The following is a 16,201-nucleotide window of genomic DNA, read 5'->3' as shown; positions in this document are numbered from 1 at the left end:
AAACACCCCCCGTGGCAAATGACGGGGGGTGTGTAGGCAGGGATTTTAGAATGGGCGACCTGATATGACCGATCTCACACCTCAAAACCCCCCTTCATCCCTGGCCTCACCCCCAGCCTCATCCCCAGCCTCGCCCCCGACGTCACCCCGCTGCTGGGTGCTCATCCCCTGTGCGGGCTCGGGCTCGCGGGCCGGTTCGGCCGGCCCCAAGCAATACCAGCCGCTGGCCGGGCAGCCCCTGGTGGCCCACACCCTGGCGGCGTTTGCGGCCACGCCCGGGCTGGCCGGCGTGCTGGTGGTGGTGGCCTCGGGCGACAACACCCTGGAGCAGGCCGGCCTGGCCGAGGGCTGCCATGTGGCCGATTGCGGGGGCGCTTCACGCGCCGAGAGCGTGTTGAACGGCCTGGGGGTGCTCAGCACCCTGGGCGCTGTGGCCGACGACTGGGTGCTGGTGCATGACGCTGCGCGTTGCCTGATCACCCCGGCCCAGGTGCGGGCCCTGATCGAGGCCTGCTGGAACGATCCGGTGGGCGGTCTGCTGGCCCAGCCGCTGGCGGACACGCTCAAAAGCGGTGCTGCGGGCCGGGTGGCCGCCACGCTGGACCGGCAGGACAAATGGCTGGCGCAGACGCCGCAGATGTTCCGCCTGGGCCTGTTGCAGCAGGCGCTGGGTGCCAGCGGCCTGGCTGTGACCGATGAGGCCGCAGCGGTCGAGGCGCTGGGCTTTTCGCCCCTGCTGGTGCCGGCGGCCGGGGTCAATTTCAAGGTGACCTACCCCGATGACTTTGCCCTGGCCGCGGCCGTGTTGCAGGCCCGCCAGGCCGTGCTGGAGGCCAAGCCATGAAGCTGCGGGTGGGCGAGGGCTGGGATGTGCATGCGCTGGTGCCCGGGCGCAAGCTGATTCTGGGCGGGGTGGAGGTGCCCCACACATTGGGGCTGCTGGGCCACTCCGACGCCGATGTGCTGCTGCACGCCATCACCGATGCCTTGCTGGGCGCGGCTGGATTGGGCGACATCGGCCGGCATTTTCCGGACACGGATGCGCGTTTCAAGGGCGCTGATTCGACGGTGCTGCTGGCCGAGGCGGCACGCCGTGTGCAGGCCCAGGGCTGGCGCATCAACAACATCGACAGCACCGTGATTGCGCAGGCCCCCAAGCTGATGCCCCACATCCCGGCCATGTGCGAGCGCATTGCCGCCGTGCTGGGCCTGGAGGTGTCGCAGGTGAACGTGAAGGCCAAGACGGCCGAGAAACTGGGCCCGGTGGGCCAGGGCCTGAGCATGGAAGCCCGGGCCGTGGTGCTGTTGCTGGGCTGAGCTGGCGCTCTTGTCGGGCCTTGGATCAAGCCCAGGATCATGCCCCGGATCAGGCCCGCTGCAGCTTGATGTGGGCCGCCAGGCCCCCGGTGCTGCTGTTGGCCAGCACAAACATGCCGCCCATGCGCTGGATGGTCTTGTTGACGATGGACAGGCCCAGGCCCGCGCCGGTGGCGTGGGTGCGGGCGGCGTCGCCCCGGAAGAAGGGTTTGACCAGATCGGCCAGGATGTCGGGGGGCACGCCGGGGCCGTGGTCACGGACCTTGAGCAGCACCCATTCCTCACGGGCGCGGGCGGCAATTTCGATCACCGACACCGGGGTGTCGGGCGTCTTGCCATAGCGGCGGGCGTTCTCGATCAGGTTGGACAGCACCCGGGCCAGCTCGACCTCGTCGGCCAGCACATGGGGGTCGTCCTGCAGCGAGACATGGATTTTCAGTTCGGGGTCGTCCTGCACGCCGTACAGGCAGGATTCGACCACGTCGGCCAGACGCACTGTCTTGAGCTGCACGTGATCCGGGCGGGCGTAGTCGAGGAACTTGTCGATGATGGCGTCGAGCTGCACGATGTCGGCCACCATGTGGTTGCGTGCATCGGTGTCGGCCACGCTCATCTCGGTTTCCAGACGCAGGCGTGCCAGGGGGGGGCGCAGGTCATGGGAGATGCCGGCCAGCATGATGGCCCGGTCTTGCTCGACCTTGGCCAGCTTCTCGGCCATGCGGTTGAAGCCGATGTTGACCTCGCGGATCTCGCTGGTGGCCACCTGCTCGTCCAGGTGGCTGGCGGCAAAGTCGCCATCGCGCACCCGGTTGGCCGCAAATGACAGCTGCTGCAGCGGCTTGTTGATCAGCCGGGCGATGGCCGCAGCCCCCGCCAGCGACAGCACGGCGGCGGTGATCATCCAGATCAGCCAGGTGCGACCACTGGCCGGGCTGAAGCGGGCCCGGTCCATCAGCAGCCAGTTAGAGTCGCCATTGATCTCGAAGCCCACCCACAGGCCGGGCTCGTGGTTGACGCGTTGCGCCACCACGGTGCCGGGGCCCAGGCGTTCGATCACCTCGGCCGTCACGCGCTGGCCCAGGGCGTTGTCGGCCTCGAACATTTCAAACTGGTCGTTGGGCTCGCGTGGCAGGATGCGCAGGCCCTCCTGGTCGGCCATGGTCTTGATCAGGGACAGGCGGGCAATGCCATCTGCGTGCAGCAGGGCGGCGCGGCTGAGGTTGACCAATGAGGCGATCTGCTGGGCCGTGTGCAGGGCCCGGGGTTCCAGCTCCAGGGCCCGCAGGGTCTGCAACCAGGCCAGGATGCTGCCGATGAGCAGGATGGCCAGCAGGAAGAACGTGCGCCAGAACAGGTTCAGGCTGACCCGTGCACGCGCGCCGCGCGCCTGCTGGGTCATCTCCAGCGGGGCCGGGCTGGTGGCATCAATGGGGTTGTGCGGCGCGCGAGGTTTCTTTTTTTTCACGTCGGGGTCTTCTCGGACTCGGTCGTTCTGTTCGGGGGCCGCCATGAAAAACGGCGCCATGGGCGCCGTCGGGTTGCCTGGGGCAGCTCAATTACCGCCGTCCGGCACAAACACGTAACCGACTCCCCACACGGTTTGAATATACCTCGGAGCGGCGGCATCGATCTCGATCAGTTTGCGAAGACGTGACACTTGCACGTCCAGGCTGCGATCAAAGGGCTCGAATTCGCGGCCGCGGGCCAGCAGGGCCAGCTTTTCACGCGACAAGGGTTGGCGTGGGTGGCGTACCAGGGCCTTGAGCATGGCGAATTCGCCGGTGGTCAGCGGCAGCTCTTCGCCGTTGCGGTGCAGGGCACGGGTGCCCAGGTCGAAGGTGAAGGGGCCGAAGGTGACTTGCTCGTTGTCGCCCGAGGGGGCGCCCGGGGCCTCTTGGGGGGGGCGGCGGCGCAGCACGGCGTGGATGCGGGCCAGCAGTTCACGGGGGTTGAAGGGCTTGCCGAGGTAGTCGTCGGCCCCCACCTCCAGGCCCACGATGCGGTCCACGTCTTCACCCTTGGCGGTGAGCATGATGATGGGGGTGCGGTCATTGGCGGCACGCAGGCGGCGGCAGATGGACAGGCCGTCTTCACCGGGCATCATCAGGTCCAGCACGATGAGGTCGACCGATTCGCGCAACAGGATGCGGTTGAGGGCCTTGCCATCTTCGGCCACCATGACTTCAAAGCCTTCTTGGCTCAGGTAGCGCCCGAGCAGGTCGCGGATGCGGGCATCGTCATCGACGACCAGAATCTTGTCTGTGCGGGTATTGGAAGTGTTCATGGCTTGGCTTTGATTTGTAACAAGCGCAATTTTGAGACTTGTAACAACCAAAAGGCCAGCGTTTTGGGATCGATATCACATACTGTTACAGCGCTTTCCTTAACTAGCCGACCATGTCCTACATGATGTTCAGAGCTTGACGTTCGTCTTGTAGGAAATTTGTTTATTCAGGCCGTTTGGGCCGTGATTCACCTGAATTCAGTGGTGTTTACCCTGGTTTCCTGGTGTGTCAATGATCAGGAGTTTTCACGTGTCTCGATCTTCTTTGTGGCGGGGGCTGGTTTTGGCCGGCGGTGTGTGGGCGCTGACGGCTTGGGGGGCGCAGGCGCAGACCGTGCCGGTGCCGGCACCGCAGAATGTGCTGCAGTTGCAGAGTTCGGGTTCGGTGGAGGTGGTGCAGGATTGGCTGAGCCTGACTTTGGCCGTGGTCCGGGAGGGCGCTGATGCGGCCCAGGTGCAGGCTCAGTTGCGTGCCGTGCTGGAGCCCGCCATGAACGAGGCCAGAAAGCAGGCCAAACCCGGCCAGGTCGAGGTACGCAGTGGTGGTTTTTCGGTCTACCCGCGCTACGGACGCGAAGGCAAGATCAATGGCTGGCAAGGCTCGGCCGAGGTGATTCTGGAAGGGCGTGACATTCCGGCCTTGACGGCGACGGCCTCGCGGATCTCGGGTCTGAACGTCACTCAACTGAATTTTTCGCTCAGCCGGGAGCAGCGCCAGCAACTGGAGGCCGAGGCGCAGAGCCGCGCGATCCAGAGCTTCAAGGCCCGGGCCGCCGATCTGACCCGCCAGTTCGGCTTTGCCGGCTACTCACTGCGTGAGGTGAATGTGAGCTCGTCTGATGGCGGGTATTCACCTCGCCCTCGACTGATGGCCGCCGAGGCCAAGATGGCCTCACCGATGGCAGCGGCCGATCTGCCGGTGGAGGCCGGCCGCAGCACGGTGACGGTCACCGTGTCGGGCTCAATCCAGATGAACTGAGCGGCCCCCGGCAGGGGCGCTTGGGCGGGGGCGGCTTATTGCGCTGTCCAGCCGCCGTCCATGTTCCACGCCACGCCGCGCACGTTGTTGCCGGCGGGGGAGCAGAAGAACACGGCCAACTCGCCCAATTCTTCAGGGGTGGTGAACTGCATCGAGGGTTCTTTTTCGCCCAGCAGTTCGCGGGTGGCCTGTTCGTTGGTCCATTGGTGGGCGGCGGCCTTGGCATCGACCTGCTTTTGCACCAGGGGGGTCAGCACCCAGCCCGGGCAGATGGCATTGCAGGTGATGCCGCTGGTGGCGTTTTCGAGGGCGGTGACCTTGGTCAGCCCGACGACGCCATGCTTGGCCGCCACATAGGCGGATTTTTCAGCCGAACCGACCAGGCCGTGCACCGAGGCCACATTGATGATGCGCCCCCAGTTCTTGGTCTTCATGCCGGGCAGGGCCAGGCGGGTGGCGTGGAATGCGCTGGACAGGTTGATGGCCAGGATGGCGTCCCATTTCTCGACCGGAAAGTCTTCCACGCGCGCCACGTGCTGGATGCCCGCGTTGTTGACCAGGATGTCCACCCCGCCGAAGCGGGTGTTGGCGAACGCGATCATGTCGGCGATCTCGGCCGGCTTGCTCATGTCGGCGCCGTGGAAGGCCACCTGCACGCCATGGGCTTTGCCGGCTTCTGCCACTTCGGCCTGGGGCGCCGAGGCGTCGCCAAAACCATTCAGGATCAGGTTGGCGCCCTGGCGGGCCAGCGCCTTCGCGATGCCCAGACCGATGCCGCTGGTGGAGCCGGTCACAAGAGCTGTCTTGCCATTCAACATGAGGAATCTCCAGATCAATTAGGATGCAGTGAACAAAGATTATCGAGCCGAGTGTTGGCCCTGGAAGGCACCATGAATGATCCTACGCTGAACTACGTAAGCTGTCCGGACGCCGATGGCGGGCACCGCATGGCCTATTGGGCCTGGGGTGATGCCCAGGCCGGGCACGTGATCGTTTGCGTGCATGGTCTGTCCAGGCAGGGGCGCGATTTCGATGTGCTGGCCCAGGACCTGGTGGCCCGTGCCGGCCATCCTGTGCGGGTGATCTGCCCCGACGTGGTCGGGCGCGGCCAGAGCGACCGGCTGGTCAACCCGGCGCATTATCAGATCCCTCAGTACGCAGCCGACATGGTGGCCTTGCTGGCGCAGTTGCAGCAGCAGGCACTTGTCACCTGCCTGGACTGGATCGGCACCAGCATGGGGGGCTTGATCGGCATGGTGCTGGCGGGCCAGCCCGGCCTTCCCCTGCCTCAGCCCGTGCACCGTCTGGTGCTCAATGATGTGGGGCCGGTGATCCAGTGGAGTGCCTTGCAACGCATAGGCACCTACCTGGGGCAACCCGTGCAGTTTGCCGATGAGAAACAGGCCGCTGCAGCGCTGTGGCTGATCTCCACCGGCTTCGGGTCCCACACGCCCGAACAATGGTTGGCGCTGACCCGACCCATGCTGCGCGAGTTGCCCGGCGGTGGCCTCGGTTTGCACTATGACCCGGCGATTGCCGTGCCGTTTCGTGCCTTGCAGGAGGAAGACGCACTGCGCGGCGAAGCTGCGCTGTGGCAGCTCTATGACCAGATCCAGGCCCGGACGCTGTTGCTGCGCGGGGCGCAATCCGATCTGTTGTCGCCGGCGACGGCACAGGCCATGGCCGAGCGTGGACCCCGTGCCCGGGTGGTGGAGCTGGCGGGTGTGGGTCATGCGCCGACGCTGATCGCCCAGGATCAGCGTGATACGCTCGTCGACTTCATTTTTGCTGCTGAAGCACCGCTTTCCTGATTCTGATGACCCCTCCCCCGGTGGAGCCTGAGGGCTCGCCTTTCCGTTCCGAGCCGGTGGCGCCGCTGATCGCAGCGACCGCCAGAGAGTTGCAGGGGCAGGCCGATATCCTGGCCCGGGCTCGTGCCTTTGCCGAGCCCTTCCTGGTGGACCAGTTGCTGGTCTCTGGCGAGAGCACGCTGGCCCATGCCGACGCCGAGGCCGCCATCTTGCGCATGATCGGTGGCTCGGAGGCGATGCAGGCTGCCACCTACCTTGTCTACACCTGCGAACACCTGAACAAGCCCCAGGAGGTGCTGAGCAAGGTGTTTGGTGACCAGTTCGCCACGCTGGCGGTCGAGACCACCCAACTGATCCGCATCCAGCAGCAGGCCCGCGCCGCGCAGCAACTGCTGGACGACCCAGCGGTGCAGCATGAGAACGTGCGCAAGATGCTGCTGGCCTTCTCGCGGGATCTTCGTGTGGTGTTGCTGCGCCTGGCCTCGCGGCTGCAGACCTTGCGGTATTACGCGGCGTCGAAGCAGCCGATCCCGCCCAGCCTGGCCCGCGAGTCGCTGCACGTGTTTGCGCCGCTGGCCAACCGGCTGGGCATCTGGCAGATCAAGTGGGAGCTGGAAGACCTGGCTTTTCGCTTCATCGAGCCCGACACCTACCGCGAGGTGGCCCGACTGCTCGATGAAAAGCGTGCCGAGCGCGAGGCTTCGATGGCGGCTTTGCGTCTGCGCCTGGAGTCGGAGCTGCAGGGGCAGGGCATCCGGGCCAGCGTGCAGGGGCGTCCCAAGCACATCTACAGCATCGTCAAGAAGATGCGCGGCAAGGGTCTGGGGTTCGAGCAGGTGTTCGATCTGCGCGCGCTGCGGGTGATCGTGTCCTCGATCAAGGACTGCTACACCGTGCTGGGCTGGGTGCATGACCGCTTCACGCCCATCGATGCCGAGTTTGATGACTACATCGCCAAGCCCAAACCCAATGGCTACCAGTCCTTGCACACGGTGGTGCGCGACGAGGCGGGCAAGGCGATCGAGATCCAGATCCGCACCCAGGCCATGCACGACCACGCCGAGCATGGCGTGGCCGCGCATTGGGCCTACAAGGAGGCCGGCACCAAAGGCTATGCCGGGGTGTCGGCCAGCAGCGAATACGACGCCAAGATCGCCGTGCTGCGCCAGTTGCTGGCCTGGGAGCGCGACCTGTCGGGCACCCAGCCCAGCGGTGGGTTGTTCGAAGATCGCATCTATGTGCTGACGCCCAACGCGGCGATTGTCGAGTTGCCCCAGGGGGGCACACCGGTCGATTTTGCCTACGCAGTGCACACCGACGTGGGGCACCGCTGCCGGGGCGCCCGTATTGATGGCGTCATGGTGCCGCTGAACACGCCGCTGCAAAACGGGCAGACGGTGGAGATCGTGGCGGCCAAGGAGGGCGGGCCTTCGCGGGATTGGCTGAATGCCGACCTGGGGTTCTTGAACAGCAACCGGGCGCGAGCCAAGGTGCGGGCCTGGTTCAATGCCCAGATCACGCACGAGACCATCGCCCGTGGACGTGAAGCGGTCGAGAAGCTGCTTCAGCGCGAGGGCAAGACGGCGGTCAAGCTGGTCGACCTGGCGTCGCAGCTGGGCTTCAAGTCGGCCGATGCCCTGTTCGAGGTGGTGGGCAAGGATGAATTCTCGCTGCGCAACATCGAGAACCTGTTGCGCCCACCGGAGCCGGTGCTGGAGCCCGATGACTACCTGCTGCTGAAGAAATCGCGCAACATCGAAAAGGCCCCCAAGGGTGGTGTGCTGGTGGTGGGCATCGATTCGTTGATGACCCAGTTGGCGAAATGCTGCAAGCCCGCGCCGCCGGATGCCATCGGGGGTTTTGTGACCCGTGGCAAGGGCGTCAGCGTGCACAGGCTCGATTGCAGCAACTTCCGTGAGATGGCCGCCCGCAGTGCCGAGCGCGTCATCGACGTGGAATGGGGGCGGGCCAAGGGTGAGGACCTGGCCCGGTACCCGGTGGATGTGGCGATCGAAGCCGCCGACCGGCAAGGTTTGTTGCGCGACATCTCGGAGGTGTTTGCCCGCGAGAAGACCAATGTGATCGGTGTGCAGACCCAGTCCGTCAAGGGTACGGCCTGGATGACGTTCACAGTGGAGGTCTCGGACTCGGCTCGACTGAGCAAGGTGCTGTCTCTGGTGGCCACGGTCTCGGGGGTGAGGTGGGCGAAGCGACGCTGAGTTGAAGAGAAGATTTCAACTTTTTTGCGGTTTTTCTAAAAACACAAAAATTCCGCTGTATACTCTACATTCTCGAATACAGACAGGCGCGTAGCTCAGCTGGTTAGAGCACCACCTTGACATGGTGGGGGTCGTTGGTTCGAGTCCAATCGCGCCTACCAGTTTATCCGAGCGAAGATAACCAGACTTCGCAACATCGGTAAACTGACCCGGAAGCCCAAGAGCTTCCAAACTTGAAAAGCCACCCCATGGGTGGCTTTTTCTTTTTCCGCTTTCGAATTTGATTTCATCTTCCGTTGCCGTGCATGGGTGCTGCGGCGATGTTGTGACGCGGCTCAGGAAAGATTGTCTTCGTCTGCAGTGTTCGGGTTGACAATAGCCGGTCAGGGTAAACCTTGGCTGTTGGCTCGGGTGTGCTCCCTAGAATGTGACGATCCCATCGATATTTCGGTCTGTCCAGGATCGAGGAGCCTCATACGTGCAAAGCAAGAAAGCAGCCGCCAAACCGTCTCAGCGGATCATCAAGAAGTACCCGAATCGGCGCCTGTACGATACCGACACCTCCACCTACATCACCCTGGCCGAGGTGCGTCAGCTGGTGATGGACAGCGAATCCTTTGTGGTTCGCGATGCCAAGACCAATGACGATTTGACGCGCAGCATTCTGTTGCAGATCATTCTCGAAGAGGAGGCGGGCGGGGCGCCCATGTTCACGGAGGCGGTGTTGTCCAGCATCATCCGTTTCTACGGGCATGCCATGCAGGGTTTCATGGGGTCTTACATCGAGAAGAACATCCAGGCCTTCTCGGAGATGCAGACCCAGTTGACGGCCCAATCCAAGAGCATTTCGCCGGAGATGTGGGCTCAATTTATGAGCATGCAGTCGCCGGTGCTGCAAAGCATGATGGGTGGATACACCGAGCAGTCCAAGTCGCTGCTGACCCAGATGCAGGAGCAGATGCAGAAGCAGACCGAGCAGATGCTGGGCGCTTTTGGCCTGAAGCGCTGAGCTTTTCGACGCTCAGGCGGCGGGTATTGCGCCCGCCTTGGCCTGTGGTCGGCCAGAACTGGGACAATACGCCGATGAGTGAAGTTCTTGTTCCCCCTTCTTCCGCTGGCGCCGCCCAGCCGGTCCCCCGCGTTGGATTTGTGAGCCTTGGATGTCCCAAGGCACTCACGGACTCCGAATTGATCCTGACCCAGCTCAGCGCTGAGGGGTACCAGACCTCCAAAACCTTCGAGGGTGCCGATCTCGTCATCGTCAACACCTGCGGCTTCATCGATGATGCGGTCAAGGAGAGTCTCGATACGATCGGCGAGGCGTTGGCGGAGAATGGCAAGGTGATCGTCACGGGTTGCCTGGGGGCCAAGCAGGCGCAGGGTGGCGAGAACCTGGTGCGTCAGATGCACCCCAGCGTGCTCGCGGTGACGGGGCCTCACGCCACGCAGGAGGTGATGGATGCGGTGCACCAGCATCTGCCCAAGCCGCATGATCCCTTCATCGATCTCGTTCCCAATGCATTCGGGGATGCAGGTATCAAGCTGACGCCGCGGCACTACGCCTATTTGAAGATCAGCGAGGGCTGCAATCACCGTTGTACCTTCTGCATCATCCCTTCCATGCGTGGCGATCTGGTATCCCGCCCGGTCGGTGATGTGCTGAAGGAGGCGCGCGCCTTGTTCGAGGGTGGGGTCAAGGAGTTGCTGGTGATCAGCCAGGACACCTCGGCCTACGGTGTGGATGTCAAATACCGCACGGGTTTTTGGGATGGTAAGCCGGTCAAGACCCGCATGCTCGAGTTGGTGCAGGCCTTGAGTGAGTTGGCTGAGCCGCATGGTGCCTGGGTGCGCCTGCACTATGTGTACCCCTATCCCAGTGTGGATGAGATCCTGCCTCTGATGGCCTCCGGCCGGGTCTTGCCCTACTTGGATGTGCCGTTCCAGCACAGCCACCCTGAGGTGCTGCGGCGCATGAAGCGTCCGGCCAGTGGCGAAAAGAACCTGGAGCGCATCCAGCGTTGGCGCGAGATCTGTCCGGAGTTGGTGATCCGAAGCACCTTCATTGCGGGCTTTCCGGGTGAGACGGAAGAGGAGTTCCAGCATCTGCTGGATTTTGTTCGCGAGGCGCAGATCGATCGCGCGGGTTGCTTTGCCTACAGTCCGGTGGAGGGGGCGGCTGCCAATGAGATTCCGGGCATGTTGCCGCCCGAGGTGCGCGAGGAGCGTCGCGCCCGGTTCATGGCGGTGGCTGAGGAGGTGTCCATCGAGCGTCTTCAGCGCCGCGTAGGGGCCACCATGCAGGTGTTGGTGGACTCGGCGCCGGCCATGGGTCGCCGTGGTGGGGTGGGTCGCAGTTACGCTGATGCCCCTGAGATTGATGGCGTGGTGCGTTTGTTGCCGCCTGAGAAGATCAGCAAGACCCTGAAGGTGGGTGAGTTCACCCGGGCTCGCATTGTGGCTGCAGAGGGGCATGACCTGGTGGCGCTGCCTATCTGAAGCTCCTGACTTTTTCTGATTGATTCAAAAGCCCCGGCGCTGTGTGGTGTTCGGGGCTTTTTTGTGGGTGCTGATTTTCAGGAGTTTGAGCTGAAAAACAAAAAAGCCGCTGAAACAGCGGCTTTTTGCTCATATTTATCGAAGACTGGTGCCCAGGAGAGGACTCGAACCTCCACGATGTTACTCGCTAGTACCTGAAACTAGTGCGTCTACCAATTCCGCCACCTGGGCAGTCTGTCGACAAATAATATTTCCTGATTTTAGTGCATTTGAAAGCGAATATTGAGTTCGTTTTCATTAAACTTGGTGCCCAGGAGAGGACTCGAACCTCCACGATGTTACTCGCTAGTACCTGAAACTAGTGCGTCTACCAATTCCGCCACCTGGGCATCTCAGGAAGAATTCGATTGTATATCAAAAATTTAGGCCAAAGCAAGTCAGTGAACAATTTTCTAGATGAATTTGAAGGTGTCGTCCAAGGACACCGTGATGGACACGGGTTCGTGGTCCGTGACAACGGTGAGCCGGACGTCTACCTGCCACCCAATGAAATGAGGGCGGTGTTGCACAAGGATCGGGTCAAGGCTCGCATCGTGCGCTCCGATCGCCGTGGTCGTCCTGAGGGGCGGGTGGTGGAAATCATCGAGCGACCCGCGCAACCCATCATTGGCCGTTTGCTTCAAGAGAGCGGTGTCTGGCTCGTGGCGCCTGAAGACAAGCGCTATGGTCAGGATGTTTTGATTCCCAAAGGGGCAACGGGCACTGCCAAACCCGGTCAGGTGGTGGTGGTTGACCTCACCGAGCCCCCGGCCTTGTTTGGTCAGCCGGTGGGCCGCATCACCGAGGTGCTGGGTGAGGTGGACGACCCCGGCATGGAGATCGAGATTGCCGTGCGCAAGTACGGTGTGCCGCACGAGTTCTCGCAAGCCTGTCTTGACGAGGCGAAAGCCCTGCCGGACAAGGTGCGGCCCTCGGACAAGCGTGACCGCATCGACCTGACGGACGTTCCACTGGTCACCATTGACGGTGAAGATGCGCGTGACTTTGACGATGCGGTCTATTGCGAACCGGCCCGCGTCGGGCGTGGCAAGGGTTGGCGACTGTTGGTGGCGATCGCCGACGTGAGTCAGTATGTCCACACGGGCTCGGGCATCGACATTGATGCTTACGAACGTGCCACCAGTGTGTATTTCCCGCGCCGGGTGATCCCGATGCTGCCCGAGAAGCTCTCCAACGGCCTGTGTTCGCTCAACCCCGAGGTGGATCGGCTTTGCATGGTGTGCGACATGTTGATCAACGCCAAGGGCGAGATCCATGCCTACCAGTTCTACCCTGCCGTGATGTGGAGTCATGCACGCTTCACGTACACCGAGGTGGCGGCCATCCTGGCCAACACCAAAGGGCCGGAGGCGGCACGTCGCAAGGCGCTGGTGCCCCACCTGTTGAACCTGCATGATGTCTACCGGGCCCTGTTGGGCGCTCGCCGTACCCGTGGCGCTGTGGATTTCGACACCACCGAAACCCAGATCGTGTGCGATGACAGTGGTCGCATCGAGAAGATCGTGCCGCGCACCCGCAACGATGCGCACCGGCTGATCGAGGAGGCGATGCTGGCGGCCAATGTCTGCAGTGCTGACTTCATCGGCCAGGGCAAGCACCCCGGGCTGTTCCGTGTCCACGAGGGCCCCACGCCCGAGAAGCGTGAACTGTTGGCCAATTACCTCAAGGCCATGGGAGTCGGCTTGTCGGTCAGTGATGAGCCCCTGCCGGGCGAGTTCCAGGCGATTGCAGAAGCCACCAAGGACCGGCCTGATTCCCAGCAGATCCACACCATGCTGCTGCGCTCCATGCAGCAGGCCATTTACACGCCGATCAACAGCGGCCACTTCGGTCTGGCCTTTGAGGCGTACACCCATTTCACCAGCCCGATCCGTCGTTACCCGGATCTGCTGGTGCATCGCGTGATCAAGGCCATCCTGGGCAAGTCGCGCTACCAGTTGCCTGCCTTGCCGACGCCCGGCGAAGCCCACACCAAGCTGGCCCGCCGCCTCGCGTCACGGGTGAAAGAGCCTTCGGTCAAGCCGCGCAAGGCCACGGCCGAGACCCAGGCCTGGGAGGCTGCCGGCCTGCATTGCAGCGCCAACGAGCGCCGCGCAGATGAGGCCAGCCGCGATGTGGAGGCCTGGCTCAAGTGCAAATACATGCGTGAGCACCTGGGCGAGGAGTTTGGTGGCGTGGTCTCGGCTGCCACCAGCTTTGGCATCTTCGTGACCTTGGACGCCATGTATGTCGAGGGCCTGGTGCACATCACCGAACTCGGGGGCGAGTACTTCAAGTTCGACGAGGCGCGCCAGGAGTTGCGTGGCGAGCGCACGGGCATCCGGTATGCCATCGGCAGTCGGGTTCGGGTGCAGGTCAGCCGTGTGGATCTGGATGGCCGCAAGATCGACTTCCGCCTGGTGCATGAGGGGGAAGCCCTGACGGGCAGGTCGCAACGAGACAAGGCCGGTGTGGCGCCCACGTCAGGAAGTTCGCGCAGTGCGAGCAAAAAGGCCCGCAGCGCTTCCAGGCAGGACGAGAAGCTGGAAGCGCCGGCACGCACGTCGTCCCGGTCCGGTTCGAGCGCTGATCTGATTCCCCGCTCGCCCATCCAGGCCTTGAAGGCCTCGGTGAAGAAGGCGGCCGCAGCGGCCAAGAAGAAGAGTGCAAAGGGCGGCCGTGGCAAATCCCACCGTTGACTGGCTTGCCGACCCTGCCGTGGCCCTGTGCCACGGCCTATCCAGGAGCTTTTTTTGACTTCATCCACAACTTCGGGCGCTTCGGCGCTCCGTGTCGCGATCGTCACAGGGGCGGGCTCGGGCATCGGGCGCGCTGTGGCGCTGGCGCTGCTGGGTGCCGGCTACGCCGTTGCCTTGGCTGGGCGGCGGGTTGAACTGTTGCAGCAGGTGGCAGACGCTTCGGGGTCTGCCGAGCGGGCCCTGGTGGTGCCTTGCGATGTGGGCGACGAGCAGGCGGTGGCCGCGCTTTTTTCGGCCACGGTGAAAACCTGGGGTCGGGTTGATCTGCTGTTCAACAATGCCGGCATCAATGCCCCGGGCGTGCTCTTGGAGGATTTGACCTTGGCGGATTGGCGTCGCGTGGTGGACACCAATCTGACGGGCATGTTCCTGTGTGTGCGCGAAGCGTTCCGCGTCATGAAGGCGCAGCAGCCCCAGGGCGGACGCATCATCAACAATGGCTCGATCTCGGCGCACACGCCGCGCCCCAATTCGGTGGCCTACACCAGCACCAAACACGCGGTGATGGGTTTGACCAAGACGGCCTCCCTCGATGGCCGCAAGTACGACATCGCCGTCGGCCAGATCGATGTGGGCAATGCCGCCACCGATTTGGCTGCACGCATGGCCAAGGGCGTGCCGCAGGCCAATGGCGAGGTGGCGATTGAGCCCTTGATGGATGTGAACATCGTGGCCCAGTCGGTGCTTTACATGGCCAGCCTGCCGCTGGAGGCCAATGTCATGTTCCACACCGTGATGGCCACCAAGATGCCTTTCGCGGGACGGGGCTGAGGCCCGACTTGTCGAGTCACTGCCGGCGCAATGCGCTGGCCAGCATGCCGGCGGTGAAGGCCTGGTGGGCGGGCCATTGGTCTGCCACCGAGCCGTGCACGAAGACGCCCTCGCGGGCGGCGTCGAAAGCCTGCATCCCAGGGCGCGCCCAGAGGGCTCCGATCAGCCCGGCCAGCACGTCGCCCGTGCCTGCTGTGGCCAGTCGGGCGTTGCCCGTCGGGTTGATGTGGGGTACCAGACCGCTTCGGGTGATCACGGTGCCTGAACCCTTGAGCACCACGACGGCGCCGCTCTGAGCGGCCAGGGCCTGAGCGGCGGCCAGGCGGTCGCTCTGGATGGCGGCAGCCGTGGTGTCCAGAAGCCGGGCTGCCTCAAGGGGATGGGGTGTCAGCACGGTTTCCCAGCCGCGCTGCCGCCGTGCTGCCAGCTGCGACATCCAGTCCGGATGTCGCGCCAGGGCGTTCAAGGCATCGGCATCCAGCAGCAGGCAAAGTGCCTCTGCCAGGGCTTGGGGTACCCAGCGCTCAATCGCGTCGCCACCACCGCAGCCGCACACCAGGACACCGTTGCCCAGGCTCAAGGCTTCCGGGGTGCGCAGCATCAATTCGGGTTGGACCATGTCGACGGACAGACGTGCCGCGTCCGAGTCCAGCAGGCCGACCAGGACGCGCCCCGCCCCGGCATGCAGGGCAGCCCGGCCCGCCAGCAGAGCGGCGCCGGTCATGCCCAGTCCGCGTTGCGCCAGGCCTTCCCCGCCCAGCACCTGCACATCGCCATAACTGCCTTTGTGGTTGCCATGGGCCTGGGTGCGAAGCGAGGGCGGTGGGTTGAGCCAGGCATCGGCTGGTGTCGCATTTGGCGGAACATCCAATGTGTCCAGCCAAACCGCGCCAGCATGGTCGCGACCCTGGGCTGTGAAGAGTCCTGGTTTCAGTGTCAGCAGGCTCAGAGTGTGATCGGCGCGGACTGCGCCCGCCTTCAGCGCAGGTGTGCCTTGGTCGGCGCTCAGGCCGGAGGGGATGTCGGCCGCAAGCACCAGGGCTTGGCTGCAGTTGATGCGCTCGATCCACTCAGTCAGTCGGGTGTCGGCAGATGAGGGGGCGGGGCGAGTTGCCTGCTGCGCCAGTCCAATGCCCAGCAGGGCATCGATGCACAGGTCGTCCGGCCCCAGATCTGGAGGCTGATCCTGGCAGATCACGCCAGCCTGAAGGGCGGCCTGACGGCTGGCCAGGGTGTCGGCGCTGCAGCGATCAGGCTGGCCCAGCCAGGTCACCACGGGTTTGAATCCCCGCAACTGGAGGTGGTAGGCAGCCTCCCAGCCATCGCCGCCGTTGTTGCCCTGGCCGCAGGCCACCCAGATGGTGTTTGCGTGGGGTGCCAGAGCCTGGGCCAACCGGGCCAGCGCTTGGCCAGCGCGTTGCATCAGGGTGTGTGCGGGAAGTTGCTGCAACCATGCAGCCTCAAGCGCGCGCGTGCTGGTCAGCAGGTGCAGGGGGTGGGCTCGGTCGGAGTGGATGCGGTCCATG

Annotated in this window: 13 protein-coding genes and 3 tRNA genes; 10 read left to right on the top strand and 6 right to left on the bottom strand. The window is 63.9% G+C overall.

Annotation, left to right across the window (positions count from 1 at the left end):
• Positions 1-64: 64 nt before the first annotated feature.
• Both ispD and ispF read left to right on the top strand, forming a co-directional pair.
• Positions 65-844: a 2-C-methyl-D-erythritol 4-phosphate cytidylyltransferase gene (ispD, locus tag L880_RS0129955; protein ID WP_084461751.1), complete on the top strand. Its 780-nt coding sequence runs from the start codon at positions 65-67 to the stop codon at positions 842-844.
• The gene (gene ispF, locus L880_RS0129950) at positions 841-1,317 is read left to right on the top strand and encodes a 2-C-methyl-D-erythritol 2,4-cyclodiphosphate synthase (RefSeq protein WP_019573195.1); all 477 of its coding nucleotides are present in this window, start codon (positions 841-843) and stop codon (positions 1,315-1,317) included. The genes ispD and ispF overlap by 4 nt, the downstream gene beginning before the upstream one ends.
• Positions 1,318-1,366: 49 nt before the next feature.
• Here the strand turns inward: ispF and L880_RS33965 are convergent, their stop codons facing one another.
• Together L880_RS33965 and ompR are read right to left on the bottom strand one after the other, a co-directional pair.
• A complete protein-coding gene (locus L880_RS33965; protein ID WP_051443701.1) occupies positions 1,367-2,716 on the bottom strand; it encodes an ATP-binding protein in 1,350 nt (449 codons plus the stop codon).
• 153 nt (positions 2,717-2,869) lie between these two features.
• Positions 2,870-3,601: an osmolarity response regulator transcription factor OmpR gene (gene ompR, locus L880_RS0129940; protein ID WP_027478730.1), complete on the bottom strand. Its 732-nt coding sequence runs from the start codon at positions 3,599-3,601 to the stop codon at positions 2,870-2,872.
• A 250-nt stretch (positions 3,602-3,851) separates the two neighbouring features.
• Here ompR and L880_RS0129935 point away from each other — a divergent pair, with 250 nt between their 5' ends.
• Positions 3,852-4,580, top strand: coding sequence for an SIMPL domain-containing protein (locus L880_RS0129935; RefSeq protein ID WP_245615433.1), 729 nt, complete (start codon positions 3,852-3,854; stop codon positions 4,578-4,580).
• A gap of 35 nt (positions 4,581-4,615) precedes the next feature.
• Here the strand turns inward: L880_RS0129935 and L880_RS0129930 are convergent, their stop codons facing one another.
• The gene (locus L880_RS0129930; RefSeq protein ID WP_027478728.1) at positions 4,616-5,398 is read right to left on the bottom strand and encodes a 3-hydroxybutyrate dehydrogenase; all 783 of its coding nucleotides are present in this window, start codon (positions 5,396-5,398) and stop codon (positions 4,616-4,618) included.
• Between the two features lie 72 nt (positions 5,399-5,470).
• Here L880_RS0129930 and L880_RS0129925 point away from each other — a divergent pair, with 72 nt between their 5' ends.
• From L880_RS0129925 to rimO, 5 genes are all read left to right on the top strand, one after another.
• Positions 5,471-6,391 carry an alpha/beta fold hydrolase gene (locus L880_RS0129925; protein ID WP_027478727.1) on the top strand — a complete coding sequence of 307 codons (921 nt, stop codon included), beginning with the start codon at positions 5,471-5,473 and terminating at the stop codon, positions 6,389-6,391.
• A 5-nt stretch (positions 6,392-6,396) separates the two neighbouring features.
• On the top strand, positions 6,397-8,610 hold the full coding sequence (locus tag L880_RS0129920) for a RelA/SpoT family protein (protein WP_027478726.1): 2,214 nt from the start codon (positions 6,397-6,399) through the stop codon (positions 8,608-8,610).
• 84 nt (positions 8,611-8,694) lie between these two features.
• Positions 8,695-8,771: transfer RNA gene (locus L880_RS0129915), tRNA-Val, on the top strand.
• A gap of 317 nt (positions 8,772-9,088) precedes the next feature.
• The gene (gene phaR / locus L880_RS0129910) at positions 9,089-9,619 is read left to right on the top strand and encodes a polyhydroxyalkanoate synthesis repressor PhaR (RefSeq protein ID WP_027478725.1); all 531 of its coding nucleotides are present in this window, start codon (positions 9,089-9,091) and stop codon (positions 9,617-9,619) included.
• A 74-nt stretch (positions 9,620-9,693) separates the two neighbouring features.
• A complete protein-coding gene (gene rimO, locus L880_RS0129905; RefSeq protein ID WP_027478724.1) occupies positions 9,694-11,106 on the top strand; it encodes a 30S ribosomal protein S12 methylthiotransferase RimO in 1,413 nt (470 codons plus the stop codon).
• Between the two features lie 146 nt (positions 11,107-11,252).
• Here the strand turns inward: rimO and L880_RS0129900 are convergent.
• Together L880_RS0129900 and L880_RS0129895 are read right to left on the bottom strand one after the other, a co-directional pair.
• Positions 11,253-11,337, bottom strand: a tRNA-Leu gene (locus L880_RS0129900).
• A gap of 73 nt (positions 11,338-11,410) precedes the next feature.
• Positions 11,411-11,495: transfer RNA gene (locus L880_RS0129895), tRNA-Leu, on the bottom strand.
• A gap of 18 nt (positions 11,496-11,513) precedes the next feature.
• Between L880_RS0129895 and rnr the strand changes: the two genes are divergently transcribed.
• Entirely contained in the window at positions 11,514-13,844 is a 2,331-nt protein-coding gene (gene rnr / locus L880_RS0129890) for a ribonuclease R (RefSeq protein WP_051443680.1), read from the top strand.
• 54 nt (positions 13,845-13,898) lie between these two features.
• On the top strand, positions 13,899-14,675 hold the full coding sequence (locus tag L880_RS0129885; protein ID WP_051443679.1) for an SDR family oxidoreductase: 777 nt from the start codon (positions 13,899-13,901) through the stop codon (positions 14,673-14,675).
• Positions 14,676-14,691: 16 nt separating this feature from the next.
• On the opposite strand, the gene L880_RS0129880 is transcribed toward L880_RS0129885, so the two are convergent.
• Complete coding sequence (locus L880_RS0129880; RefSeq protein ID WP_027478721.1) at positions 14,692-16,200, bottom strand: bifunctional ADP-dependent NAD(P)H-hydrate dehydratase/NAD(P)H-hydrate epimerase; 1,509 nt, start codon at positions 16,198-16,200, stop codon at positions 14,692-14,694.
• Position 16,201: the final 1 nt, after the last annotated feature.

Origin of the sequence: Curvibacter gracilis ATCC BAA-807, assembly GCF_000518645.1 — a bacterium.
GTDB lineage: Bacteria > Pseudomonadota > Gammaproteobacteria > Burkholderiales > Burkholderiaceae_C > Curvibacter > Curvibacter gracilis.
Note: the sequence above shows the minus strand (reverse complement) of the source record. Positions and strands in the feature narration are given on the sequence as shown.

Coding starts and splice junctions, on each gene's coding strand:
- ispD (WP_084461751.1), top strand. CDS start 65: ATGACCGATCTCACACCTCAAAACCCCCCTTCATCCCTGGCCTCACCC.
- ispF (WP_019573195.1), top strand. CDS start 841: ATGAAGCTGCGGGTGGGCGAGGGCTGGGATGTGCATGCGCTGGTGCCC.
- L880_RS33965 (WP_051443701.1), bottom strand. CDS start 2,716: ATGACCCAGCAGGCGCGCGGCGCGCGTGCACGGGTCAGCCTGAACCTG.
- ompR (WP_027478730.1), bottom strand. CDS start 3,601: ATGAACACTTCCAATACCCGCACAGACAAGATTCTGGTCGTCGATGAC.
- L880_RS0129930 (WP_027478728.1), bottom strand. CDS start 5,398: ATGTTGAATGGCAAGACAGCTCTTGTGACCGGCTCCACCAGCGGCATC.
- L880_RS0129925 (WP_027478727.1), top strand. CDS start 5,471: ATGAATGATCCTACGCTGAACTACGTAAGCTGTCCGGACGCCGATGGC.
- L880_RS0129920 (WP_027478726.1), top strand. CDS start 6,397: ATGACCCCTCCCCCGGTGGAGCCTGAGGGCTCGCCTTTCCGTTCCGAG.
- rimO (WP_027478724.1), top strand. CDS start 9,694: ATGAGTGAAGTTCTTGTTCCCCCTTCTTCCGCTGGCGCCGCCCAGCCG.
- L880_RS0129880 (WP_027478721.1), bottom strand. CDS start 16,200: ATGGACCGCATCCACTCCGACCGAGCCCACCCCCTGCACCTGCTGACC.